18 protein-coding genes are annotated in these 23,474 nt (G+C 72.9%); 8 read left to right on the top strand and 10 right to left on the bottom strand.

Going from position 1 to position 23,474, the window contains the following annotated elements:
* Positions 1 to 65: 65 nt before the first annotated feature.
* The 4 genes from AB0O01_RS18525 to AB0O01_RS18510 form a co-directional block, all read right to left on the bottom strand.
* Positions 66 to 776 (bottom strand): helical backbone metal receptor, encoded by a 711-nt coding sequence (locus AB0O01_RS18525; protein WP_365314931.1) that lies wholly within the window; start codon positions 774 to 776, stop codon positions 66 to 68.
* A gap of 13 nt (positions 777 to 789) precedes the next feature.
* The gene (locus tag AB0O01_RS18520; RefSeq protein WP_365314623.1) at positions 790 to 1,353 is read right to left on the bottom strand and encodes an XRE family transcriptional regulator; all 564 of its coding nucleotides are present in this window, start codon (positions 1,351 to 1,353) and stop codon (positions 790 to 792) included.
* 431 nt (positions 1,354 to 1,784) lie between these two features.
* Positions 1,785 to 4,415: an ABC transporter permease/substrate binding protein gene (locus AB0O01_RS18515; protein ID WP_365314622.1), complete on the bottom strand. Its 2,631-nt coding sequence runs from the start codon at positions 4,413 to 4,415 to the stop codon at positions 1,785 to 1,787.
* Positions 4,408 to 5,502 carry a betaine/proline/choline family ABC transporter ATP-binding protein gene (locus tag AB0O01_RS18510; RefSeq protein ID WP_365314620.1) on the bottom strand — a complete coding sequence of 365 codons (1,095 nt, stop codon included), beginning with the start codon at positions 5,500 to 5,502 and terminating at the stop codon, positions 4,408 to 4,410. Before AB0O01_RS18510 ends, AB0O01_RS18515 begins: the two co-directional genes overlap by 8 nt.
* A gap of 305 nt (positions 5,503 to 5,807) precedes the next feature.
* Here AB0O01_RS18510 and AB0O01_RS18505 point away from each other — a divergent pair, with 305 nt between their 5' ends.
* From AB0O01_RS18505 to AB0O01_RS18490, 4 genes are all read left to right on the top strand, one after another.
* A complete protein-coding gene (locus tag AB0O01_RS18505) occupies positions 5,808 to 6,743 on the top strand; it encodes a 5'-3' exonuclease (protein ID WP_365314929.1) in 936 nt (311 codons plus the stop codon).
* 278 nt (positions 6,744 to 7,021) lie between these two features.
* A complete protein-coding gene (locus AB0O01_RS18500) occupies positions 7,022 to 7,882 on the top strand; it encodes a siderophore-interacting protein (protein ID WP_365314619.1) in 861 nt (286 codons plus the stop codon).
* 341 nt (positions 7,883 to 8,223) lie between these two features.
* Positions 8,224 to 9,771: an amino acid permease gene (locus AB0O01_RS18495; RefSeq protein ID WP_365314617.1), complete on the top strand. Its 1,548-nt coding sequence runs from the start codon at positions 8,224 to 8,226 to the stop codon at positions 9,769 to 9,771.
* A gap of 7 nt (positions 9,772 to 9,778) precedes the next feature.
* A complete protein-coding gene (locus AB0O01_RS18490) occupies positions 9,779 to 10,729 on the top strand; it encodes an RluA family pseudouridine synthase (protein WP_365314616.1) in 951 nt (316 codons plus the stop codon).
* Positions 10,730 to 10,780: 51 nt separating this feature from the next.
* Here the strand turns inward: AB0O01_RS18490 and AB0O01_RS18485 are convergent, their stop codons facing one another.
* From AB0O01_RS18485 to AB0O01_RS18460, 6 genes are all read right to left on the bottom strand, one after another.
* Complete coding sequence (locus tag AB0O01_RS18485; RefSeq protein ID WP_365314614.1) at positions 10,781 to 12,274, bottom strand: cytochrome P450; 1,494 nt, start codon at positions 12,272 to 12,274, stop codon at positions 10,781 to 10,783.
* A gap of 25 nt (positions 12,275 to 12,299) precedes the next feature.
* Positions 12,300 to 12,920, bottom strand: coding sequence for an ATP/GTP-binding protein (locus tag AB0O01_RS18480; protein ID WP_365314612.1), 621 nt, complete (start codon positions 12,918 to 12,920; stop codon positions 12,300 to 12,302).
* The gene (locus AB0O01_RS18475) at positions 12,901 to 13,410 is read right to left on the bottom strand and encodes a DUF742 domain-containing protein (RefSeq protein ID WP_365314611.1); all 510 of its coding nucleotides are present in this window, start codon (positions 13,408 to 13,410) and stop codon (positions 12,901 to 12,903) included. Before AB0O01_RS18475 ends, AB0O01_RS18480 begins: the two co-directional genes overlap by 20 nt.
* Positions 13,407 to 13,814 carry a roadblock/LC7 domain-containing protein gene (locus AB0O01_RS18470; protein WP_362754033.1) on the bottom strand — a complete coding sequence of 136 codons (408 nt, stop codon included), beginning with the start codon at positions 13,812 to 13,814 and terminating at the stop codon, positions 13,407 to 13,409. Before AB0O01_RS18470 ends, AB0O01_RS18475 begins: the two co-directional genes overlap by 4 nt.
* Entirely contained in the window at positions 13,811 to 15,457 is a 1,647-nt protein-coding gene (locus AB0O01_RS18465; RefSeq protein ID WP_365314609.1) for an ATP-binding protein, read from the bottom strand. The genes AB0O01_RS18470 and AB0O01_RS18465 overlap by 4 nt, the downstream gene beginning before the upstream one ends.
* A gap of 322 nt (positions 15,458 to 15,779) precedes the next feature.
* On the bottom strand, positions 15,780 to 16,409 hold the full coding sequence (locus AB0O01_RS18460) for a TetR/AcrR family transcriptional regulator (protein WP_365314607.1): 630 nt from the start codon (positions 16,407 to 16,409) through the stop codon (positions 15,780 to 15,782).
* 225 nt (positions 16,410 to 16,634) lie between these two features.
* On the opposite strand from AB0O01_RS18460, the gene AB0O01_RS18455 reads away from it, so the two are divergent.
* The 4 genes from AB0O01_RS18455 to atzF are packed head-to-tail and all read left to right on the top strand — an operon-like array spanning position 16,635 to position 23,441.
* Positions 16,635 to 17,459, top strand: a complete 825-nt coding sequence (locus tag AB0O01_RS18455) for an urea amidolyase associated protein UAAP1 (RefSeq protein ID WP_365314605.1) — start codon at positions 16,635 to 16,637, stop codon at positions 17,457 to 17,459.
* Complete coding sequence (locus AB0O01_RS18450) at positions 17,456 to 18,223, top strand: urea amidolyase associated protein UAAP2 (protein WP_365314603.1); 768 nt, start codon at positions 17,456 to 17,458, stop codon at positions 18,221 to 18,223. The genes AB0O01_RS18455 and AB0O01_RS18450 overlap by 4 nt, the downstream gene beginning before the upstream one ends.
* A complete protein-coding gene (locus tag AB0O01_RS18445) occupies positions 18,220 to 21,726 on the top strand; it encodes a 5-oxoprolinase/urea amidolyase family protein (RefSeq protein ID WP_365314601.1) in 3,507 nt (1,168 codons plus the stop codon). Before AB0O01_RS18450 ends, AB0O01_RS18445 begins: the two co-directional genes overlap by 4 nt.
* A gap of 32 nt (positions 21,727 to 21,758) precedes the next feature.
* A complete protein-coding gene (gene atzF / locus AB0O01_RS18440) occupies positions 21,759 to 23,441 on the top strand; it encodes an allophanate hydrolase (RefSeq protein WP_365314600.1) in 1,683 nt (560 codons plus the stop codon).
* Positions 23,442 to 23,474 lie beyond the last annotated feature (33 nt).

The raw sequence follows: 23,474 nt of genomic DNA, 5'->3' as shown, positions 1-23,474 counted from the left end.
CCGTCCAAGGGGAGCAGCGCCGCGCCGACGCCGCCCCCGCCCGCCGCTCCCGACCCCGCCCCCCGTCAGGCGCGGAGCGCCGCGCCCAGGCGTCGTGGGGCCTCGGCGAGGGAGGGGCCGTACCAGGTCAGGTGCCGGCCGCTGACGAGGGCGCTGGGCACGCCGGGGAATGCCTCGGGGCCGTCGGTGGCGGTGAAGCGGTAGGGCTCGTCGGGCAGGACCACCAGGTCGGGGCGGGCCGACAGCAGGTCGGGCAGCGGGATCCTCGGGTAGCGCTCGGGGTGGTCGGCGTGGAGATGGTCGACGCCGAGCCGGGCCAGAACGTCCCCGGCGAAGGTGTCGCGGCCCAGGACCATCCAGGGGCGGCGCCAGACCGGCACGATCGCGGTGGTCCGGTGCTCCGGCTCGGGCAGGGCGCTCCAGGCGGCCTCGGCGTCGTCGAGCCAGCGGGGGCGGGAGCGGGCGCCGCACGCGGTCACCACCCGGTCGAGTTCCGTGAACGCCTGCGGTACGTCCCGCACCTCGGTGACCAGGACCTCGATCCCGGCCCCGCGCAGCGCGGCCAGGTCGGGGGCGCGGTTCTCCTCCTCGTTGGCGACGACCAGATCGGGGGCGAGGGCGATGATCCGTTCGACGTCGGGGTTCTTGGTGCCGCGGATCCGGGGCACGTCCAGTCTGGGCGGATGGGTGCACCAGTCGGTGGCGCCGGCCAGCACCCCGGGCAGGGTGGTGGCGACGGCCTCGGTCAGCGAGGGCACCAGGGAGACGACACGCAGCACGCCGCAGAGCCTACGGCCGGTCCTCGACGGCGGCGATGTGCTCGGCGACGGCGACGACCAGCACCCGGGTCTCCGGGACCGTGGCGCGCCAGCGGTGCCGTACGCCACCGGTCAGGTACAGGGAGTCGCCGCGGCCCAGCCGGTAGGCGCGGCCCTCCGCCTCGATCTCCACGGCGCCGTCGGCCACGTAGAGCAATTGGTCGTTGCGGTGCTGGAACTCGCGGCCGGCCTCGTGGTCGCCGGTGTACTCGGTGGCCTGCATCTGGTGGTGGCCGCGCACCAGGGAGCGCGACTGGGGGGCCGGGGCGGGCCCGGCCGGTTCGGCGCGCACCACATCGACCGTGCAGGCGGGGTCGGCGGCGGCGAGCAGTTCGACGGCAGTGGTGCGCAAGGCGTCGGCGACCTTCTCCAGGGAACCGCGGCTGGGCCGCGCCCGGTCGTTCTCGACCTGGCTGAGGAAGGGCACCGACAGGCCGCTGCGCTCGGCCACCACGGCGAGGGTCAGATCCAGGGCCCGGCGGCGGCGCCGCACGGCCGCGCCCACCCGCAGGGACTGTTCCTTGTGGTCACCCATCGCTCCGGCTCCCTCCTTCGCGCGTCGGTCCGGGTGCTTCGATCCCATCCTGCGACGATCTCGCTCGGCGCGTTCTCCCGACGAGTCCGGCGAGCTCTCCCGACGAGCCCTCCCGATGAGCCCTCTTGACGAGTTCTCCGGATGAGTTCTCCTGATGAGTTCTCTGCACCCTACGCATGTTCGGCAAACCGTTTCCGGCGGGCGTCATATCGCCGACACATTGTCCGAGGTCCCGCCCCGCGGTTCGCGCCATCCCGGCGGGGGGCGGAGAGTGTGGCGGGGCCGGTCCGGCGCACGTCACGGGGTCGCGCGCCGGATTCCTGGACATGCGTGCGCCGGTTGACGCGACGAGGTCGCTCTCCGTGATTGGCCGGAATCCGACCGTCACCATCAAGAGCGACCTCGTCATGCGTGCGGAACCGCCCGCAGCGCTACCCGGCGGGTGTCATCCGGCCCACGATGTCCGGGTGGTCCGCCAGCCAGGCGGCGACGGCCTCCTCCTCCTTGCCCTGTCCCCGGTTCTTGATCTCGGCCTCCAGGGTGCCCAGCTCGTCCTCGGTCATCCGGAAGCCCTTGATCCACTCGGTGAGCTGCGGATACCGGTCCGGGAACGCCTCGCTGGAGATGGTCCGGATGGTGTTGCCCTCGCCGAACGCCTTGCGCGGATCCTTGAGCTTGGTCAGTTCGTACTCGCTGTACGCCCAGTGCGGTGACCAGAGGGTGACGGCGATCGGCTCCTTCTTGGCGTACGCCCGCTTGAGTTCGGCGAGCATCGCCGGGGTGGAGCCGTCGACGACCCGGTATTCGCCCTCCAGGCCGTAGCCGGGCATGACCTCGTTCTTCAGCAGGTCCATCTCGCCGGTGCCGGGCTCGATGCCGACGATCCGGCCGTCGAAGAGATCAGCCCTGCCCTTGAGGTCCGCGAGCGAGTCGACGCCCTTGACGTAGGACGGGACGGCGATCTCCAGGGAGGTCGGCTCGTACCAGGTGCCGAGGTCGTGGAGGCGGTCCTTGTGCTTGTCCCAGTAGTTCTTCTGGGCGTGCGGCAGCCAGGCGTCGAAGTTGAGGTCCAGGTCCCCGGCGGCGAGGCCGGTGTAGACCGGGCCGACGTCCATCTGCTTCAGGTTCAGGGTGTAGCCGCGCCGCTCCAGGACGTTCTTCCAGAGGTAGGTGATGGCGATGTCCTCGTCCCAGGGGAACCAGGCCACGTTCACCGGCCGCTCGGCCTCGGCGGGGGTGTCACCGCCGGTGGCGTTCCCGACCGGCGCCCACTGGTCCACCAGACCAGGGTTCCGCTCCAGCCAGGCGCGGACCGCGTCCTGCTGGTTGCCCTTGCCGGCCGTGTTGATCTCGGCCTCCAGGCCGGTGAGCTGCTCCTCGGTCATGGAGAAGTCGCGCAGCCACCGGCTCACCACCGGGTGGTCGTCGGTGAAGCCCTGGCGGGAGAGCATGTGCACCCCGTCGCCCGAACCCCAGGCGCCCTCGGGGTCCTTGAGCTTCTTCAGGTCGTAGTCGTTGTACGCCCAGTGCGGCGACCAGAGGGTGACGACGATGGGTTCCTGCTTGGCGTACGCGCGCTTGAGCTGGGCGAGCATCGCCGGGGTGGAGCTGTCGACGACCTGGTACTCGCCCTCCAGGCCGTACTCCTTCAGCACCTTGCTCTTCAGCAGGGCCATCTCACCGGCGCTGGCCTCGATGCCGGTGATCTTCCCGCCGAACCGGCCCGCCTCGCCCTTGAGGTCCGCCAGGGAGTCGATGTCCTCCATGTAGCTGGGGACGGTCAGCTCCAGCGAGGTCTCCTCGTACCAGGCACCGAGGTCCTCCAGCCGGTCGCCGTACTTCTTCCAGTACTGCTCATGGGTGGTGGGCAGCCAGGAATTGGTCTCGAAATCGAGATCCCCGGCGGCCAGGGACGTATACATCGGCCCGGCGTCCAACTGCTTGGCCTCGACCTCGTAGCCGCGCCGCTCCAGGATCTCCTTCCACAGGAAGGTGGAGGCGACCCCCTCGTCCCAGGGGATGTACCCGACGGTGAGCTTCTGGCCCTTGCCGACGTTCTGCGCGTCGGCGGTGCCGGTGCCGTCCTTGGTGCCCCCGAAGATCCCGAGCCCGCCCGCGACGAGCGCGAGCACCAGCACCCCGGCCATGGCGACGACCGGCCGGGGCCGGTACGACCAGACCTTCAGGGCGTACGAGGTGTGCGCGGCGCGGGCGCGGGCGGCGGCGCGGCGGGCCATCGGCGAGACCTGGGTGCCGAGGGCGCCGGTCATCCGGTCGAGGTAGATCGCGAGGATGACGATGGCGACGCCCGCCTCGGAGCCGAGGCCCACATTGAGCTGGCCGAGGGCCTCGTTGACATCGGCGCCCAGCCCGGCGGCGCCGACCATGCCGGCGATGGCGGCCATGGACAGGCCCAGCATGATGACCTGGTTGACACCGGCCATGACGGTGGGCAGGGCCAGCGGGAGCTGGACCCGCAGCAGGATGTCCCGGCGGCTGGTGCCGAACGCCTCGGCGGCCTCGACCAGGTCCTTGTCGACCTGGCGGATGCCGAGTTCGGTCATCCGGACGCCGGGGGCGAGGGCGAAGATCAGGGTGGCGACGATGCCGGCCGGGGCGCCGCTGCCGAAGAACAGGATCGCCGGGATGAGGTAGATCATCGCGGGCAGCGTCTGCATGAGGTCCAGCACCGGGCGGATCAGCCCGCTCACCCGGCCCGAGCGGGCGGCCCAGATACCGGCCGGCACGGAGATCACCAGGGCGATGAGGGTGGCGACGAGGACCAGCGAGAGGGTCATCATCGCGTTCTCCCACAGGCCCAGGGAGTCGATGAACGCGAAGCCCGCGAAGGAGAGCACCCCGGCGAGGGTGCCGCGCAGCCAGCACGCGATCACCGCGAAGATCCCGGCGAGCAGGAGGGGCTGGGGGGCCTGGAGGACGGCGTCGATGCCGTCGTAGACGCCCAGGAAGACGGATTTGAGGAAGTCGAACAGCCAGGCGACGTTGTCCAGCAGCCACTCGACGGTGCTGTTGACCCAGTCGCCGAAGGGGATTCTAGGCACGGGCGGTCACCTTCCCGCCGCCCTTGCCGGTCGCGGGTCGCGGGGAGCCGCAGGGGCGCGGCGGGCCGGGTTCGTCGCCGACCACGGCGACCAGTCTCCGCCGCGGGACGACGCCGACCAGTTCGCGGCCCCGGAGGACGGCGACGGGGTGGGCCGTTCTGGCGCTGAGCGCGCACAGCTCGTCGAACGGGGTGTCCGGGGTGGCGGTGGGGCAGGCGCAGTCGGCCTCGTCGCCGCGCAGCTCCCGCTCCATGACGGCCTCGGCGGTGAGCACCCGGGAGCGGTCGACGTCCTGGATGAAGGAGGCCACGTAGTCGTTGGAGGGGCGCAGCAGGATGTCCTCGGCGGTGCCGTTCTGCACGATCCGGCCGTCCCGCATCACGGCGATCCCGTCGCCGAGCCGCATGGCCTCGTTGAGGTCGTGGGTGATGAAGACGATGGTCTTGCGCAGGGTGCGCTGGAGGGTGAGGAGCTGGTCCTGCATGTCCCGGCGGATCAGCGGGTCCAGGGCGCTGAAGGACTCGTCCATCAGCAGCAGATCCGCGTCGGTGGCGAGCGCGCGGGCCAGGCCGACGCGCTGCTGCATACCGCCGGACAGCTCGTCCGGCCAGGACTTCTCCCAGCCTTCGAGACCGGTCAGGGCGAGGGCCTCGGCGGCGCGCCGCTCCCGCTCCGCCCGGGGCACGCCCTGCACGGCGAGCCCGTAGGCGGCGTTCTCCAGCACACTGCGGTGCGGGAAGAGCGCGAAGTGCTGGAACACCATGCTGATCTTGTGGGCGCGCACCTCGCGCAGGGCGCGCGGGTCCAGCCCGGTCAGGTCCTGCCCGTCGAAGCGGACGGTGCCCGCGGTCGGCTCCAGCAGTCCGTTGAGCATGCGCAGCAGGGTGGACTTGCCGGACCCGGACAGGCCCATGACGACGAAGATCTCACCGGGTTCCACGGTGAAGGAGGCGTCGATCACGGCGGCGGTGGTGCCGTCGGCGCGCAGTTCCTCCCGGTCGGCTCCGTCGCGGAGCCGCTGTACGGCACTGTCCGGTCGTCTCCCGAACACCTTGAACAGGTGCTCGGCCTCAAGCCTGGATGACACGCGAACCTCTTGTCTCGGGGGCAAGGACAGGAGTGACGCCGGACGGTTCGCGTCCTGGTCGGGGCAGTTGAATCCGCAACCGGCATCACTCCGAGGCGGCGCCTGCCCCGACCTTTTCCGGCCAAACGAAAAGTGGCGGGGGTCACAGGGGTGGGGGGTTGATTTGAGGGGGTGGGGGGAGTGGGGCGGGGTGGGGTGCCCGGCAGTCTCCCGGCGCCGCCTCCCGGGACCGTCCACCGCCGCCACCCGGGACCGTTCCCCGCCGCAGGAGTCGCCGGAGGCCGCTGTCAGTGCCGTGCGGCATGATGCGAAGGGTGACCGGAAAGCTGATGCTCCTCGACACCGCCTCCCTCTACTTCCGCGCCTACTTCGGCGTCCCGGAGTCCGTGAAGGCCCCGGACGGCACGCCGGTGAACGCCGTGCGCGGCCTGCTGGAGTTCATCGAACGCCTGGTCCGGGACCACCGCCCGAGCCATCTGGTGGCCTGCATGGACGCCGACTGGCGGCCCCAGTGGCGGGTGGACCTCATCCCCTCCTACAAGGCGCACCGGGTGGCCGAGGAGCGCGAGAGCGGGCCGGACGAGGAGGAGGTGCCCGACACCCTGTCCCCCCAGGTGCCGGTCATCGAGGAGGTGCTGGACGCGCTGGGCATCGCCCGGGTCGGCGTCGCGGGCTACGAGGCGGACGACGTGATCGGCACGTTCACCGCGCGGGCCACCGGCCCGGTCGACATCGTCACCGGCGACCGCGACCTCTACCAGTTGGTGGACGACGGGCGCGGGATCCGGGTGCTGTACCCGATCAAGGGCGTCGGCACGCTCCAGCTCACCGACGAGGCGGTGCTGCGCGAGAAGTACGGCGTGGACGGGCCCGGGTACGTGGATCTCGCGCTGCTGCGCGGCGACCCCAGCGACGGTCTGCCGGGGGTGCCCGGCATCGGGGAGAAGACGGCGGCGAAGCTGATCGCCGAGTTCGGGGACCTGGCCGGGATCATGGCGGCCCTGGACGACCCGAAGGCGAAGCTGACGCCGTCGCAGCGCAAGCGGCTGGCCGAGTCGCGGCCCTATGTGGCGGTCGCCCCGACGGTGGTCCGGGTCGCGCGGGACGTACCGCTGCCCGAGGTCGACACCGTGCTGCCGCGCGCTCCGCGCGACCCGGCGGCCGTGGAGCGACTGGGGGACCGCTGGAACCTGGGCGGTTCCCTGCGCCGGCTGCTGCTCACCCTGGACGCGGTCGCCTGAGCCCCACCGTCGCGCACCACCGCGCACCACCGCGCTCCCCCGGGGTGCGACGTTCGACGTGCGGCATCCGGCGTTGCACTCGGGGCGTTCGGCGTTGCACTGGGGGCGTTCGGCGTTCCCGGAAAAAAACCGACGATAGGTAAATGCCCTGCTCCGCGCGGGTGCGAGAGCCGGCCGCTATCCAAAATCATGGTCACGCCCGTGTTCAACTGCGGCGGAACAACAGAACAGAGTGCTAACTTAGGTAAACCTAAGCATGGAACAGCAGGGAGGCTGTCATGGCAGCACGTCCGGCCCGCAGGCCGCCGAAGCCGCATTCCGCGCAGGTCGTCCGCACCGAGCGGCTGACTCCTCATATGCAGCGGGTGGTCCTCGGCGGCGACGGATTGGCCGACTTCGCGGCCGGCACCTGCACGGATCACTATGTGAAGCTGCTGTTCCCGGCGCAGGGCGTGAGCTACCCCGAGCCGTTCGACATCCAGCGCATCCGGGACGAGTTCCCGCGCGAGCAGTGGCCGGTGACGCGCACCTACACCGTGCGCGCCTGGGACCCGGTCCTGCGCCATCTCACCCTGGATTTCGTGATCCACGGCGACGAGGGCCTGGCCGGGCCCTGGGCGCTGCGGGTCCAGCCGGGTGAGACCGTGCGCCTCCTCGGCCCCGGCGGCGCCTACGCCCCCGACCCGGCCGCCGACTGGCATCTGCTGGTCGGCGACGAGAGCGCGCTGCCGGCCATCGCCACCGCCCTGGAGGCGCTGCCGGGCGGGGCTCGGGTGCGGGCGTTCGTGGAGGTCTCCGGCCCCGAGGAGGAGCAGAAGATCGACTCGGACGCGGAGGTCGTCTGGCTGCACCGCGGCTCCCGCCCGGTCGGCGAGGCCCTGATCGCGGCCGTGCGCGGGCTGTCCTTCCCGGACGGCCGGATGCACGCGTTCGTGCACGGCGAGGCGGGCTGGGTGAAGGAACTGCGCCGCATGCTGCGGATGGAGCTCCAGATCCCGCGCGAGGACATCTCCATCTCCGGCTACTGGCGGCTCGGCCACGACGAGGACGGCTGGCAGGCGTCAAAGCGGGACTGGAACGCCCGGATCGAGGCGGAGCAGGAGCCGGCGGCGGGCAGCGGCGAGCAGACGGCGGCGTAGCCCCCTCCGGGCACTCTCCCGAGAGCCCCCTTCCCGGCACGCTCCCGAAAGCACCCCTCCCGGCACTCTCCTGAACATCCTCTGAAGCGGCGGTACCCCGACGGGTACCGCCGCTTCGCGCTGTCACGCCCCCGGCCGTCACGACATAACGCGATCGACGCGCCCGCCCGGCGGCGTGAGGAGTTGGGCCCGGAGCGGACACGCCGGCGTGACGCGGCCGAAACAGCCGGTCCCTAATTTCTGTCACTCGACAGGAATCCCGGTCCCGGTTCCCCCCGCGTCCCCCGCGCCCGGCGCTCCCGTCGCCACCAGAACCCTCCGTGCCCGAGGCAGGTGCCGCCGTGACCACCACCGCTCCCTCCGACGTCCGCCCCGACCCGCCCCACTCCCCCGGCACCGCCGCCGCCCCCGACGCCTCCCTCGCCGCGTTCGGCTACCGCCAGGAACTCCACCGCAGCCTGGGCAAGTACGCCTCCTTCGCCGCCGGGTTCTCCTTCATCTCCGTCCTGACGACGGTCTTCCAGTTCTTCACCATCGGCTATGCGTTCGGCGGCACGGTCTTCTTCTGGACCTGGCCGGTGGTCCTGGCCGGACAGCTCCTGGTGGCCGCCTGCTTCGCCGAACTGGCCGCCCGCTACCCGATCTCCGGCGCGATCTACCAGTGGTCCACCCGGCTCTCGAACGCGGTCTTCGGCTGGTTCGCCGGCTGGATCATGGTGATCGGGCAGATCGTGGTCGTCGCGGCGGCGGCGCTCGCCCTCCAGATGGTGCTGCCCCCGATCTGGTCCGGCTTCCAGCTCATCGGCACCGACCCCGCCCCCACCTCCGCCGACGGCGCCGCGAACGCCGCCGTGCTCGGCGTGGCGCTCCTCGCCCTCACCACCCTCGTCAACGTCCTGGACAACCGGGTCCTCTCGGCGGTCAACCGGATCGGCGTCACCGCCGAGATCATCGGCGCGATCCTGATCGTCGTCCTGCTCCTCACCCACGCCGAGCGCTCCCCCGGCATCACCCTGCACATGACGGGCGGCGCCGAGTCCGGGCTGCTGGGGGCGCTGCTGGTGGGCTCGTTCACGGCGGCGTACGTGATGATCGGGTTCGACAGCGCGGGCGAGATGAGCGAGGAGACGCACCACCCGAGGCGCACCGCGCCGCGCACCATCCTCACCGCGCTGGCGGCGGCGGGCCTGCTCGGCGGGCTGATCGTGCTGGGCGGACTGCTGGCCGCGCCCAGCCTCACCGACGGCCGCCTCGCGGTCGACGGCCTCAGCTATGTCCTGACCAGCAGCCTCGGGGACGGGGTCGGGCGGCTGCTGCTGGCCGATGTGGCGGTGGCCATCGCGGTGGCGACCCTCGCGATCCAGACCTCGGCCTGCCGGATGCTCTTCTCCATGGCCCGCGACGGCCAGCTCCCCTTCTCCGGCCGCCTCGCCAAGGTCAACCCGCGCACCGGGATGCCGCACGCCCCCGCCGTGATCGTCGGCCTGCTGGCCGCCGCCCTGCTGCTGCTGAACTTCGCCTCCCCGGAGGCGTTCCTCGCCATCGGCACCACCTGCATCGTGATGCTGTACCTGGCGTACGCCATGGTCACCGGCCCCCTCCTGGTCGCCCGCCTGCGGGGCCGCCTCCCCCGCACCGGCACCGACGAGACCGGCGCCCCCCTGTTCTCCCTGGGCCGCTGGGGCGTCCCGGTGAACGCCCTGGCCCTGCTCTACGGCCTGTTCATGACCGTCAACCTGGCCTGGCCCCGCGCGGAGGTGTACGACCCGGCGGGCGGGCACTGGTACTTCCAGTGGTTCACCCTCCTCTTCCTCACCGTCACGGTCGCGGCCGGCGCCGGATACCGCCTGTGGCGCGCACGCCGCACGACCGCGGCCCTCGTACCCTGAACCCACCATGAGCCGCCGCCCCGTGCCCCCGCCCTCCCCGCTGCCCCAGCGCGACGGGATCGATCCGGTACGGATGCGGCTGCCGCGCGAGGGGCCCTGGGCGTCGGCCGGGGCGTATCTGATGGAGCGGCTGTCGGGGGCCGGGCCCGGGGTGGTGGACCGGATGCTGGACGCGGGCCTGATCGTCGGCGCGGACGGGCGGCCGGTGGCGGCGGACGCGGACTTCGTGCCGGGGATGTACGTCTGGTTCCACCGTGAGCTGCCGTACGAGGTGCCGGTGCCGTTCCCGATCCGGATCGTCCACCGGGACGAGCATCTCGTCGTCGCGGACAAGCCGCACTTCCTGGCGACCACCCCGCGCGGCGGTCATGTGGTGCAGTCGGCGCTGGCCCTGCTCCGGGTGCGACTGGGGCTGCCGGAGCTGGGCGCCGCCCACCGCCTGGACCGGCTGACCGCGGGCCTGGTCCTGTTCACGGTACGGCCCGCCGAACGCGGGGCGTATCAGGGGCTGTTCGCGGAGCGGCGGGTGCGCAAGGAGTACGAGGCGGTGGCCCCGTACGATCCGGGGCTGGTGCTGCCCCGGACCGTGCGCAGCCGGATCCTGAAGGAGCGCGGGGTGCTGGCCGCGCGGGAGGTGCCGGGCGAGCCGAACGCGGTCAGCGGGATCGCGCTGGCCGAGCACCGGGCCGACGGGCTGGGCCGGTATCTGCTGACCCCGGCGACCGGACAGACCCATCAGCTCCGGGTCCATATGACCGCCCTCGGCATCCCGATCCTCGGCGACCCGCTGTACCCGGAGGTGGCCCCGCCGGTGCCCGACGGCGACTTCCGGCGACCGCTCCAGCTCCTGGCCCGGTCCCTGGAGTTCACCGACCCGGTGACGGGCGTCGAGCACCGGCTGCGCAGCACCCGGGAACTGACGGCCTGGACGGACCCGGAGGGCTGGGCGGAGGGCTAGGGCCAGGGCGTGTGCGACGGATCTCCGCGGCGTCGCGACGCCCGACCCGCCCTAGGACTCCCCCCGCCACCAGCGCAGGAAGCGGCGCCAGGCGCCGGGCCTCGGTTCCGGGGCCTGCTGCGGGGGCGCGGGGGGCTCGGTGGGGGTCGGGGGCGGGGTGCTGGTGAGGGAGCGGAGGTCGGGCGCCGGGCCGGGCTTCGGGGAGACGATCTCCCAGTGCTGGCGGGGTGCCGCGTGCCGGACCGCCGGGGGCGACTGGATGTCCTGGGTCGGGCGGGGGCCGAAGGTGACCGGCAGGGCGACCAGATGGCGGGAGGCGATGGACTCGGTCCAGCGCAGTTCCTCCTCGGCGCAGTCGAGTTCCACATCCGGCAGCCGCATCAGCAGGGCGTCGACCCCGACATCGGCGATGGCGCGGCCGATGTCCTGGCCGGGGCACTCGTGCGGGCCGCCGCCGAAGGCGAGATGGGAGCGGTTGCCCTGCATATGGGCGGTGAGGTCGGGCCGGACCCGGGGGTCGATGTTGCCGGGCGCGGGGGCGAAGAGGAGGCCGTCGCCGCGCTTGATGCGCTTGCCGCCGAGTTCGGTGTCCTGCTTGGCGAAGTAGGCGAACACCGTGCTGAAGGGGGGCTCGTCCCAGAGGGACTGCTCGACCGCCTCGGGCACGGTCATCTGGCCGCCGTTGAGCTGGGCGCGGAAGCGGGGATCGGTGAGGACCATGCGCAGCACGCTGGAGAGCAGGTTGACGGTGGCCTCGTAGGAGGCGAGGAGCACCAGCCGGAGGTGTTCGCGGACCTCGTCGTCGCTGAGTCCGGCCGGGTGGCGGACGAGATAGCTGGTGAAGTCCTCGCGGGGCTCGGCGCGGCGGCGGGTGGTGACCCTGCTGAGGGCCGCCATCAGCTTGGCGTGGCTGGCGATGGCGGTATCGGTGCCCTTGAGGGTGTCGCGGGCGGCGGCGACGAGTTCGTCGCCGTACTCGTCGGGCATGCCGAGGATCTCGCACATCACGCCCATCGGCAGATGCTCGGTGAACTGGCTGACCAGGTCGGCGGTGCCGCGTTCGGAGAACCGGTTCACGAGCCGCTGGGTGTGCCGGTAGATGTGCCGGCGCAGCGAGCGGTGGTCGATGGTGGACATGGCGCCGGTGACCGCGCCGCGCAGCCGCAGATGCTCGTCGCCCTCGGCGTGCGAGGCGATGGGCTGCCAGGCGATGTGCGGCATCAGCGGATGGTCGGGCTTGACCCGTCCGTCGGCCAGCGGGGTCCAGATCCGGCTGTCGCGGGTGTACTGCGAGGGGGTGCGCACCATGTGCAGGTTCTCGGCGTGGCCGAGCACCACCCAGATGGGCACGTCGTCGTGGAGCAGTACGGGGGCCACGGGGCCGTGTTCGGCGCGGAGCTTCTCGTAGAGGCCGCTGAGGTCGAGGGCCTCGGGGCCGTAGAGGCGGTGCGGTCCGCCGGGGCCGCCGCGGTGGGCGGGGCAGCCGGGCGGGGGAACGCCGGGGAGGGCGGCGTCGGAGGGGGAGGGGTGGGTGTCTGAGGTCACGGGGGTTGCTCCGGAGAGGGGGCGGTCAGGTGAGGGCGCCCGCCATGGCGAGCTTGTGCAGGAAGCGCATGAGGGTCATCAGGGTGTCCCGGCTGGAGGCGCGGCGGCGGGCGTCGCACTCCACGATGGGGATCTCCGGGGCGAGGTCGAGGGCGGTGCGCAGATCCTCCACGGGGTAGTGGGGGGCGTCGGGGAAGGTGTTCACGGCGACGATGAAGGGCACCCCGCGCTCCTCCAGCCGGCCCATGACGTCGAAGCTGACCTCCAGGCGCCGGGTGTCGATCAGCACCACCGCGCCGAGCGCCCCCTCGAACAGGCCGTTCCACAGGAACCAGAAACGTTCCTGGCCGGGGGTGCCGAAGAGGTAGAGGACGAGCCGGTCGGAAACGGTGATGCGGCCGAAGTCCATGGCGACGGTGGTGGCCGTCTTGGTGTCGGAGCCCCGGTTGTCGTCGACGCCGATCCCGGCCTGGGTCATGGTCTCCTCGGTGGTCAGCGGTCTGATCTCGCTGACGGAGCCGACCATGGTGGTCTTGCCGACCCCGAACCCGCCCACGATCACGATCTTCACCGCGGCCTGGGCCGTGTGCGGCAGATGGTCCTCGGTGCGGGGGCCGGGAAGGGTGTCAGAGCTGCTGAAGTCCATGCATCACCGCTTCGAGAAGGGAACGGTCGGGCAGCGCCTGCCGGACGATGGGGGCCCGCGCCTGGACCAGTTCGGCCGTCAGCATGTCGGTGAGCAGAACGGTCACCGCGCTGTACGGAAGGCTGAGATAGGCCGAGAGTTCGGCCACGGACAGAGGCGCCGCGCACAGCCGCAGCACCGCCGCCTGCTCAGGGGTGGTGGACGGCGGCGGGTCCTCGGCGCGGGCCACGACCAGGGTGACGAGGTCCAGTCCCGCCCGGTCGCCGTCGGCGCCGCCGATGACGTAGAACCGCTCGGGGTTGCGGCCGTTGGGGCCGTCCTGGGCGGGCGGGGTGTCGGGGGTCCGGTCGGGTGCGGGCGGGGCGTCCGGGGTCCGGGCGGGGTGCGCCGGGTTCTCGGGGTGCCCGGTCCGGTTGGCGCCCGGCGGTGACGGGGGCGGTGGCTGAGGGGGGGCCTGGGGGTGACGCCGCCGGCGTTTCGGAGCCGTCATACGGTCTGCCCGTTGCTGTGCCGGGCGGGACTGGTGAGATGGGCGCCGATCCGGACGACCAGGTCGCGCATGCGGTTGCTCATCATGCCGGGCTCGCAGGTGATGTCGGAGAGGACCGCGAGATAGGCGTTGGCGCCGGCCGCCATGAGATAGAAGTAGCCGCGGTCGATCTCGATGACGATCAGGTTCATCTCCCCGTCGCTGCCGGGCAGTTCCTGGGCGACGGCGTTGGCGAGGCTCTGCATGCCGGCGCAGGCGGCGGCGACCCGGTCGGCGGCGTCGGGGTCGCCGGAGTAGCGGGCGAGCCGCAGTCCGTCGGCCGAGAGCACCACGATCATCTCGATGCCGGGCACCCCGTCGTACAGATCCTTGAGCAGCCAGTCGAAGTTGGCCCGGTACGTCACTTGACGTCCCCTTCGTCGTCGGCCTTGTCGCGGGCCGGGTCGTCGTCGATCAGGTGGAGGTACTTGGTCGGGTTCCGGGTGAAGTCGGTCGGGTGGGTGCCGGGCGGCAGATCCTTCTTCAGGCCCTCCCAGAAGGACTCGACCCAGGCGCCGGGCGCGACGAACTCCTCCTGCTCCGGCTCGGGTTCCGGCCGCTGGATCCCGGCGGCGCGGGCGGCCTCGCGGGCCTCGCGCTCCGCCTTCTCGGCGCGTTCGGCGGCGTACTGGGCGGCGTACTGCTCCTTGATGCGCTGGGTGATCGGGACGGTGGCGCGGCTGCGGCGCTGGGGCAGGCCGTTCGCGGTCCACTCGGTGACGACCGGGACGTCGTCCTCCAGGGAGACCCCGGCGGGGATCTTCGGGCTGGTGGGGCGGCGGGTCTTGGCCGGCCGGGCGGGGCCTTCGAGGGCCTCCATGGTGACCGGGACGCCGGTGGCGCCGATGCCGTGCGCGAGACCGACGCCGCGCTCATGGGTGAGCATGGTCATCGGGACGACCAGGACCGCGCGGACCCCGCCGTACGCGGAGGTGCGCAGCGAGATCTGCATGTGGAACTGGGCGCAGAGGCGGCCCACGACGGCGAGGCCGAGGCGCGGGCTGTCGCCGAGTTCCTGCATGTCGACGCCCATCATGGCGTTGGCGAGCATCTGTTCGGCACCGGCCCGGGACTCCTCGCCCAGGCCCATGCCGCCGTCCTCGATCTCGATGGCCAGTCCGCTCTGCACCTCGACGGCGGTGACATGCACCTTGGTGTGCGGGGGCGAGTAGCGGGTGGCGTTGTCGAAGAGTTCGGCGCAGGCGTGGATGATCGGCTCGACATAGATGCCCTTGGCGCTGATGCGGGCGATGTTGTCGAGCGAGATCCGGCGGTACTCCAGGATGCGGGACATCGCGCCGCGCAGGGTGGAGTACATGGAGACGGCCTCGGGCCACTGGCGGCCGGGGCGTCCGCCGCCGAGCACCGAGATGGAGTCGGCGAGGCGGCCGATCAGCGCGGTGCCGTGGTCGAGGCGGAGGAGGTCGTCGAAGACCTCGGGGTTGGTGCCGTGGTCCTCCTCCATCTCCCGCAGTTCGTTGGCCTGCTGGTGGACGATGGCCTGGACCCGGCGGGCGACGTTGACGAAGGAGCGCTGGGCGGAGTCGCGGAGGTTCTCCTCCTGGTCGACGATCCGCAGCATCAGCCGGACCAGTTCCTTCTGGACCTCGGGGATGCCGCTCCACCCGGCCTCGATCTCGTCGAGCTGGTTCAGCACCTCGCCGATGGAGTTGCCCTTGCGCATGTGGTCGATGGCGCCGGGGACGATGTCGGTGGCGAGATAGAGCATGCGCCGGTCATGCTCCTCGATCCGGCATTCGAGCTGCGCGAGGTGCTGGGCGTGCTCGGCCCTCAGTGCCCGCAGGGCCCGGCCCCGGCGCACCACCTCGGTGGCGGTCAGGGTCACCAGCAGCGTGGCCACGGCACCGCAGACACCGACCGCGAGCCGCGCGGACGGTGCCACCAGGGCGGCGGCTCCGGTCGCCGCGGCCATCAGCAGGGCGGGCGGCAGCAGCAGGCGCGCGGCGGGGACTTCGCGGCGTCGGGGTGGGGGTTGAACACTCACCATGTGGGCCCTCGGAAGCGAATCGACGGGGATCTCGGGCGGGCGTGCTTGAGGCACTGTGCGGGGGGAATTCTGAAAAGGGGTCTTCTGGATGTTCGAGACCTTCGATATCTTGGGAACAAACGCACGATTTCAACTCAACTCGGTGCGCTGCGGGCGAGCTTAGCCGGGGCGCATCACCGTCGGGTCATCTTCGGCAAGCCCCTGAAATGGGCACCGCGCAGGAGTACCCTCGACCCCATTTGCACGCTCGGCATCGGATAGCACACACTCCGTGACGGCGCACGGGCATGCGAAACCCCTTCGCCCGGACGGGTGACGCGGGTCAGCCCCCGGCGATCCGCAGCGCCGCGTCCGCCGTGGCCGCCGCGAACTGCGCCACCGGCCGGTCCGGTCCCGAGCGCCGGACCAGGATCACTCCCTCGATCAGCCCGAACACCAGATCCGTGCGCAGCTCCAGATCCCCCTTGCCGAGGGTGCCGCCCGAGTCCGTGGCCGCCAGGAGCTGCCGGTAGGCGTCCCGCAACTCCGCCCGCACGGCGTGGAATCCGGCGAACCGCTCGCTGCGCACCTCCGGCAGCAGATACAGCGCGCCCAGATTGTGCGGCCCCCCGCAGAGCAGTTCCACATCCGTCCGGCACAGCTCCCACAGCCGCCGCTCGGCGGGCCCGCTGTCGTCGGCGAGGAGTTCGCGGGCACAGGCGAGGGACGGGGTGACCGTCGACTCCAGCAGCTCGGCGAGGAGTTCCTCCTTGCCGGAGACATAGTGGTACATCGACGCCTGCCGCATCCCGGCGCGCTCGGCGACGGCCCGGGTGGAGGTGGCCGCGTAGCCGAGGGTGGTGAACAACTCGGCGGCGGCCCGCAGCAGTTCGGCCCGGGGCGCGAGCCCGCTGTCCGGGCGCCCCGCGGCCCTCGGCCGCCCGACCCGCCGTGCACCACCCGTGGTCCCCATGGGTCCGATCGTCGCACAGGGCGGGTCATGACGATCACGGACCCGGACCGGCCCCGCCGCCCTTCCGGGCTCCCCGCCCCCGCCTCCGGCCCGCCGTGAGGGATCGGTAACCCCCCGGGAACATCCGGGCAACGCCCGCGACCCGGCCCGCCCCTAATTTCTGTCGAGCGACAGAAATGCATGTCCCCTCTTGTCTCTCCCGCCCCATCCCGCCGGAGGATCCCCATGGCGACCGCCACCCCGTACGGCGCGCGAGCGCACGCGCGGGCCCAGGAAGGCACCCGGGCCGAGGCCATGCCCGTCGTCCCCGCCGCCGACTGGCCCGCCCCGCCCTGCGAGGCCGGCCATCTGGTGTGGGCGGAGACGGTCGCGGGCGGCAACTACACCCACCGGGTGCTGGCCCGCGGCACCGAGCTGCGCCTCACCGACCCGCACGGCGACGCCTGCGCCCATCTGCTGCTGTACGCCGCCGACCGCCCCTGGGAGCGGCTGAACACCGCCGACACGGTGAAGGTGCAGTGGAACGCCTATCTCGGCGAGGGGGTGCTGCTGCTGTCCGACCAGGGCCGGGTGCTGGCCTCGGTCACCGCCGACACCTCCGGCCGCCACGACGCCCTGTGCGGCACCTCCGCGCTGGCCCGCAACACCGCCCGCTACGGCGACGGCACACCGCAGTCCGCCTCCCCCGCCGGGCGCGAGCTGTTCAAGCTGGCCGCCGCCAAGAACGGCCTGGAACCCCGCGATCTGCCGCCCTCGCTCTCCTTCTTCCAGGGCGTGGAGGTCCGCGAGGACGGCGCCCTGGACTTCACCGGCTCGGCCGGCCCCGGCGCGAGCGTCACCCTGCGCGCCGAGCAGGACGTCACCGTTCTGCTCGCCAATGTGCCGCACCCGGTCGATCCGCGGGCGGAGTACGTGTGCAACGCGCTGGAGGTGCTGGCCTGGCGGGCGGCCCCGACCCGGCCCGGCGACCCGCTCTGGGACGCCACCCCCGAGGGCCGTCGCGCCTTCCTCAACACCACCGAATTCCTCGCCGCGAGGGGGCTCGCATGACACCGGAGCAGCATCACGGCACACGGTCCGCGTCCGCGGCCGAGGCGACCCGCCCGACGCCGCCTCCGGCCGACGCGACCCACCCGGCCCCGCCCCCGGCCCAAGCGACCCGCCCGACCCCGGCCCCGCCCCCCGCCGACCCCGCCGACGCCCCGGCCGCCCCCGCCGCCCCCTCCGTCCTCCCCGCCCGCGCCGCCTGGTCGGCCGTGATCCCCGCCGGGCACACCCTCACGATCACCGATCTGCACGGCAACCAGGCCGTCGACTTCCTGGTCTACGACGCCCACGACACCGCCGTCCGCTACAGCGCGCCCGACACGATCCACGCCCAGGGCGGGCTGTTCCTCGGCACCGGCAGCGTGCTGCTCTCCGGCGAGCACACCCCGCTGATGACGGTGACCGCCGACGAGGTCGGCCGCCACGACACCGTCGGCGGCGCCTGCTCCAAGGAGTCCAACACCCTGCGCTACGGCCATCACACCTGGTCCCAGCACGCCTGCGTGGACAACTTCCTCGCCGAGGGCGCCCGGCACGGCCTCGGCAAGCGCGATCTGGTCTCCAACGTCAACTGGTTCATGAACGTGCCCGTCGAGAAGGACGGCGCGCTCGGCATCGTCGACGGGCTGTCCGCGCCCGGCCGCTCCCTCACCCTGCGCGCCGAGACCGATGTCCTCGTGCTGGTCTCCAACTGCCCCCAGATCAACAACCCGTGCAACGGCTTCGAGCCGACGCCGGTCGAGCTGACGATCGGGGCCCCGGCATGACCTTCGACACCCTCCTCGTCGCCAACCGGGGCGAGATCGCCGTCCGGATCATCCGGACCGCCCGGGAACTGGGCCTGCGGACCGTCGCCGTGTACTCCGACCCGGACCGCTCCGCTCCCCATGTCCGGCTCGCGGACGAGGCGGTGCGGCTCGGTCCGGCGCCCGCGCGCGAGTCGTACCTCGACGCCGATCTGGTGCTCGCGGCGGCCAAGGACACCGGGGCGGGCGCGATCCACCCCGGGTACGGGTTCCTCTCCGAGGACGCGGCCTTCGCCCGGCGCTGCGCGGACGCCGGGATCGTGTTCGTCGGCCCGACGCCGGAGCAGTTGGAGCTGTTCGGCACCAAGCACACCGCGCGAGCCGCAGCCGAGGCGGCCGGGGTGCCACTGGCCCCCGGCACCGGACTCCTCGCAACCCTGGAGGAGGCCCTCACCGCCGCCTCCGCCATCGGCTACCCGGTGATGCTGAAGGCGACCGGCGGAGGCGGCGGCATCGGTATGTCCGCCTGCCGGGACGCGGCCGAACTGGCCGGGGCGTGGGAGCGGGTGCAGCGGGTCGCCGCCGCCTCCTTCGCCACGCCCGGCGTGTTCCTGGAGCGGCTGGTGGAGCGGGCCCGCCATGTCGAGGTGCAGGTCTTCGGCGACGGCGAGGGCCGGGTCGTCACCTTCGGCGACCGCGACTGCTCGCTCCAGCGCCGCAACCAGAAGGTCCTGGAGGAGGCCCCCGCCCCCGGCCTGCCCGACCGGGTCCGCGCCGGGCTGGCCGACGCCGCCCGCGACCTGTGCGCCTCGGTCGGCTACCGCTCCGCCGGAACCGTCGAGTTCGTCTACGACGCCGCCCGCGAGGAGGCGTACTTCCTGGAGGTCAACACCCGCCTCCAGGTGGAGCACCCGGTCACCGAGGAGACCTACGGCGTCGATCTCGTCGCCTGGATGCTGCGGCTGGCGCGCGGGGAGCGCGAGGTCGTCCAGGAGCCCGGCGAGCCCCGCGGCCATGCCGTCGAGGCCCGGGTGTACGCCGAGGACCCGTCCCGCGACCACCGTCCGGGCGCCGGTCTGCTGACCCGGGTGGAATTCCCGCCGGGCGTGCGGGTGGACGGCTGGGTGGAGGCCGGGACGGAGGTGACGACGTCGTACGACCCGCTCCTCGCCAAGGTGATCGCGCACGGACCGGACCGGGAGAGCGCGCTCGCCCGACTGGACGCGGCGCTGGCCGCCACCCGGGTCGACGGCATCGAGACCAACCTGGGCCTGGTCCGCGCCGCCCTCACCGACCCGGACTTCCGCACGGCCGCCCACTCCACCGCCACCCTCGCCCACGTCACCGACCCGACCCCGCGCATCGAGGTGGTGTCGGCGGGGACGCTGACCACCGTCCAGGACTGGCCCGGCCGCACCGGGCTCTGGCAGATCGGGGTCCCGCCGAGCGGCCCGATGGACGACCGCTCCTTCCGCCTCGGCAACGAGGCCCTCGGCAACCCGGAGGGCGCCCCCGGCCTGGAGTGCACCCTCCAGGGCCCGTCCCTGCGCTTCACCCACGCCACCACCGTCTGCGTCACCGGCGCCCCCGCCCCGGTGACCGCCGACGGCGTCCCGGTCCCCCCCTGGCAGCCGTTCACCGTGCCCGCCGGAGCCGTCCTGGAGATCGGCGCCCCGGCCGAGCACGGTCTGCGGACCTACCTCCTGTTCGCGGGCGGTCTCGACGTCCCCGACTTCCTGGGCAGCGCCAGCACCTTCACCCTGGGCCGCTTCGGCGGGCACGGCGGCCGGGCCCTGCGCACCGGGGACGTCCTGCACGGCGGCACGACCGGCACCGGCACGGCCGTCGCCGACCCGCCCGTCTTCGGCTCGGTCTGGCACATCGGCGCCGCCGAGGGCCCGCACGCGGCACCGGAGTTCTTCACCGAGGACGACATCCGCGACTTCTACGCCGCCGAGTGGAAGGTCCACTTCAACTCGGCCCGCACCGGGGTGCGCCTGGTCGGCCCCCGCCCGCGCTGGGCCCGCCCCGACGGCGGCGAGGCGGGCCTGCACCCCTCCAACATCCACGACACCCCCTACTCGGTCGGCGCCGTCGACTACACCGGGGACATGCCGGTGCTGCTGGGCCCGGACGGGCCGTCGCTCGGCGGGTTCGTCTGCCCGGCTACCGTGCTGAGCGGCGAGCGCTGGAAGCTGGGCCAGCTCCGGCCCGGCGACACGGTCCGCTTCACCCCGGTCGCGGTGGACGGCTCACCGCGCCCGGAGATCGTCGACGGGGGCGTCCTGGCCCGGGACGGCGATGTCACCTACCGCCGCAGCGGCGACGACAACCTGCTCGTCGAGTTCGGCCCGATGCAGCTCGATCTGGCCCTGCGGATGCGGGTGCACGCCCTGATGGAGGCGGTCGGCGCGGACACCCCGGCCGGAGTCCTGGACCTGACCCCGGGCATCCGCTCCCTCCAGATCCGCACCGACCCGGCCCGCCTCCCCCAGCGGGACCTGCTGCCGCGCATACGGCGGCTGGTGGCCTCGCTGCCCCCCACCGACGAACTGGTCGTCCCGTCCCGCACGGTCCATCTCCCGCTCTCCTGGGACGACCCGGCCACCCGCGAGGCCATCGCCCGCTACATGGCGGGCGTCCGCGACGACGCCCCCTGGTGCCCCTGGAACATCGAGTTCATCCGCCGCGTCAACGGCCTGGACTCGGTGGACGACGTGTACCGGACGGTGTTCGACGCCGAGTATCTGGTCCTCGGCCTCGGCGATGTGTACCTGGGCGCCCCGGTGGCCACCCCGCTGGACCCCCGGCACCGGCTGGTCACCACCAAGTACAACCCGGCCCGCACCTGGACCGCCGAGAACTCCGTCGGCATCGGCGGCGCCTATCTCTGTATCTACGGCATGGAGGGGCCGGGCGGCTACCAGTTCGTCGGCCGGACCACCCAGGTCTGGTCGGGCTGGGCGCAGCGCGGGGCGTTCGAGCCCGGCAAGCCCTGGCTGCTCCGCTTCTTCGACCGGATCAAGTGGTACCCGGTGGAGGCGGACGAACTGCTGGAGCTGCGCGCCGACCTGGTCTCCGGCCGGTTCGCCCCGCGCATCGAGGAGGGCACCTTCTCGCTCGCCGCCCACCAGGACTTCCTGGCGCGCGACGCCGAGGCCATCGCCGCGTTCCGGGCCCGGCAGCGGACGGCGTTCGCGGCGGAGCGGGACGCGTGGGAGGCGGCCGGTGAGTTCGCGCGGGCGGAGGCCGCGGCGGCGCCGGTGGCCCCGGCGGCGGAGGTGACGGTGCCGCCGGGCGGGCGGCTGATCGAGGCGGAGTTCGCGGCCTCGGTCTGGCAGGTGAACATCGCGCCGGGCGACACCGTGACGGCGGGTCAGCCGCTGCTCGCCCTGGAGGCGATGAAGATGGAGTCCCGGGTGTCCGCGCCGGTGTCCGGGGTGGTGACCGAGGTCCTGGCCCGCCCCGGCGACCAGGTGGAGGCGGGCACGGCACTGCTGGTGCTGGGCCCGGCGACGCAGTGACCACAACCCCCGCACTCATGAGGGAAACGCCCATGACACCTCCGTCCACGGCCCTGGACCGTGTCCGTGCCGCCTACGACCGGATCGCGGCCGTCGACCGCCCGGAGATCTGGATCGACCTGCGCCCGCGCGCCGAACTGGAGGCGGAGGCCCGCGCCCTGGACGCCCGGGTCGCCGCCGGTGACCGCCTCCCGCTCGCCGGGCATCTGCTCGCCGTCAAGGGCAACATCGACGTGGCGGGCCTGCCGACGACGGCCGGCTGCCCCTCGTACGCCTACCGGCCGGACGCGGACGCCCCGGCGGTGGCCCGGCTGCGGGCGGCCGGGGCGCTGGTCCTCGGCACCACCAATCTGGACCAGTTCGCGACGGGCCTGGTGGGGACGCGCTCGCCGTACGGCCCGGTCCGCGGCGCCGTCGACCCGGCGCGGGTCTCCGGGGGCTCCAGCTCCGGTTCCGCGGTGGCGGTGGCCCTCGGCATCGCCGATCTCGCCCTCGGTACGGACACGGCGGGCTCGGGCCGGGTCCCGGCCGCCTTCAACGGCATCGTCGGCCTCAAGCCGACCCGGGGCCTGGTCCCGGCGGACGGCGTGGTCCCGGCCTGCGCCACGCTCGACTGCGTCACGGTCTTCGCCCGCACCCTGCCGGAGGCGGAGGCAGCGCTCTCCCATCTCACCGCCCCGCCCGCCCGGCCCCTCCCCACCCTCCCCGTCCGCCCGCCGGGCCCCTGGCGGATCGCGGTCCCCCCGCCCGAACAGCTCGGCACCCTGGACGAGGGCTGGGCACAGGCGTACGAGACGGTGGTGGAACGGATGGCGGAGGCGGGCGCCGAACTCCGCACCATCGACCTCTCCCCCTTCACCGAAGCCGCGGCGATGCTCTACGAGGGCGCCTTCGTCGCCGAGCGCTACGCGGCGGTGGGCGCCTTCGTCGACACCGCCCTGTCGGCCGGGGCCACCGACCTCGACCCCACCGTCACCACCATCATCACCGGCGCCCGGGACATCCCGGCCCACCGCCTCTTCACCGACCGGGCCCGCCTGGAGACGCTGCGCTCCCGCGCCCTCACCGAACTCGCCGACGCGGACGCCCTGCTGCTGCCCACGACCCCCGGTCACCCCACCCTCGCCGAGGTGGCCGCGGACCCCCTCGGCGCCAACGCCCGCCTGGGCCGGTTCACCAACTCCACCAATCTCTTCGACCTGGCCGCGGTCGCGGTCCCCGCGGCCGAGGTGAACGGTCTGCCGTTCGGCGTGATGCTGATCGGCCCCGCCTTCACCGACGACCGCCTGGCCGCCGTGGCCCGCCTGCTGGAACCCCGCACCCGGCTCGCGGTCGTCGGCGCCCATCTGACGGGCCAGCCCCTCAACCCCCAGCTCCTGGCCCTGGGCGCCCGCCTCTCCCACACCACGACCACGGCCCCCGTCTACCGCCTCCACGCCCTGCGCACCACCCCGCCGAAACCGGGCCTGGTCCACGTCGGCGAGGAGACCGGCGCCGCCATCGAAACAGAGATCTGGCACCTCCCCGCAGCATCCCTGGGCCACCTCCTGACCACCCTCCCGCACCCCATGACCCTGGGCAGGGTGGACCTCGCGGACGGCACGACCGCCCCCGGCTTCCTCTGCGAACCCTCAGCCCTGCCCCACACAGAAGACATCACCAAACACGGCGGCTGGCGCCCCTACCTAAACCAGGCTGGGAGAGAAGGCTTTTAGGGGCGCTGGGGGTACCCCCCTCTGGGGGAGGAA

It is taken from the genome of Streptomyces sp. NPDC093252 (assembly GCF_040683675.1).
In the GTDB taxonomy this organism is placed as follows: domain Bacteria; phylum Actinomycetota; class Actinomycetes; order Streptomycetales; family Streptomycetaceae; genus Streptomyces.
This window is presented reverse-complemented; position numbering and strand designations above follow the sequence as displayed.

What these genes read in the sequence shown, in the direction of transcription:
- AB0O01_RS18505 (WP_365314929.1), top strand. Translation starts at nt 5,808, where the DNA reads ATGCGAAGGGTGACCGGAAAGCTGATGCTCCTCGACACCGCCTCCCTC.
- AB0O01_RS18520 (WP_365314623.1), bottom strand. Translation starts at nt 1,353, where the DNA reads ATGGGTGACCACAAGGAACAGTCCCTGCGGGTGGGCGCGGCCGTGCGG.
- atzF (WP_365314600.1), top strand. Translation starts at nt 21,759, where the DNA reads ATGACACCTCCGTCCACGGCCCTGGACCGTGTCCGTGCCGCCTACGAC.
- AB0O01_RS18490 (WP_365314616.1), top strand. Translation starts at nt 9,779, where the DNA reads ATGAGCCGCCGCCCCGTGCCCCCGCCCTCCCCGCTGCCCCAGCGCGAC.
- AB0O01_RS18465 (WP_365314609.1), bottom strand. Translation starts at nt 15,457, where the DNA reads ATGGTGAGTGTTCAACCCCCACCCCGACGCCGCGAAGTCCCCGCCGCG.
- AB0O01_RS18460 (WP_365314607.1), bottom strand. Translation starts at nt 16,409, where the DNA reads ATGGGGACCACGGGTGGTGCACGGCGGGTCGGGCGGCCGAGGGCCGCG.
- AB0O01_RS18450 (WP_365314603.1), top strand. Translation starts at nt 17,456, where the DNA reads ATGACACCGGAGCAGCATCACGGCACACGGTCCGCGTCCGCGGCCGAG.
- AB0O01_RS18475 (WP_365314611.1), bottom strand. Translation starts at nt 13,410, where the DNA reads ATGACGGCTCCGAAACGCCGGCGGCGTCACCCCCAGGCCCCCCCTCAG.
- AB0O01_RS18455 (WP_365314605.1), top strand. Translation starts at nt 16,635, where the DNA reads ATGGCGACCGCCACCCCGTACGGCGCGCGAGCGCACGCGCGGGCCCAG.
- AB0O01_RS18445 (WP_365314601.1), top strand. Translation starts at nt 18,220, where the DNA reads ATGACCTTCGACACCCTCCTCGTCGCCAACCGGGGCGAGATCGCCGTC.
- AB0O01_RS18500 (WP_365314619.1), top strand. Translation starts at nt 7,022, where the DNA reads ATGGCAGCACGTCCGGCCCGCAGGCCGCCGAAGCCGCATTCCGCGCAG.
- AB0O01_RS18480 (WP_365314612.1), bottom strand. Translation starts at nt 12,920, where the DNA reads ATGGACTTCAGCAGCTCTGACACCCTTCCCGGCCCCCGCACCGAGGAC.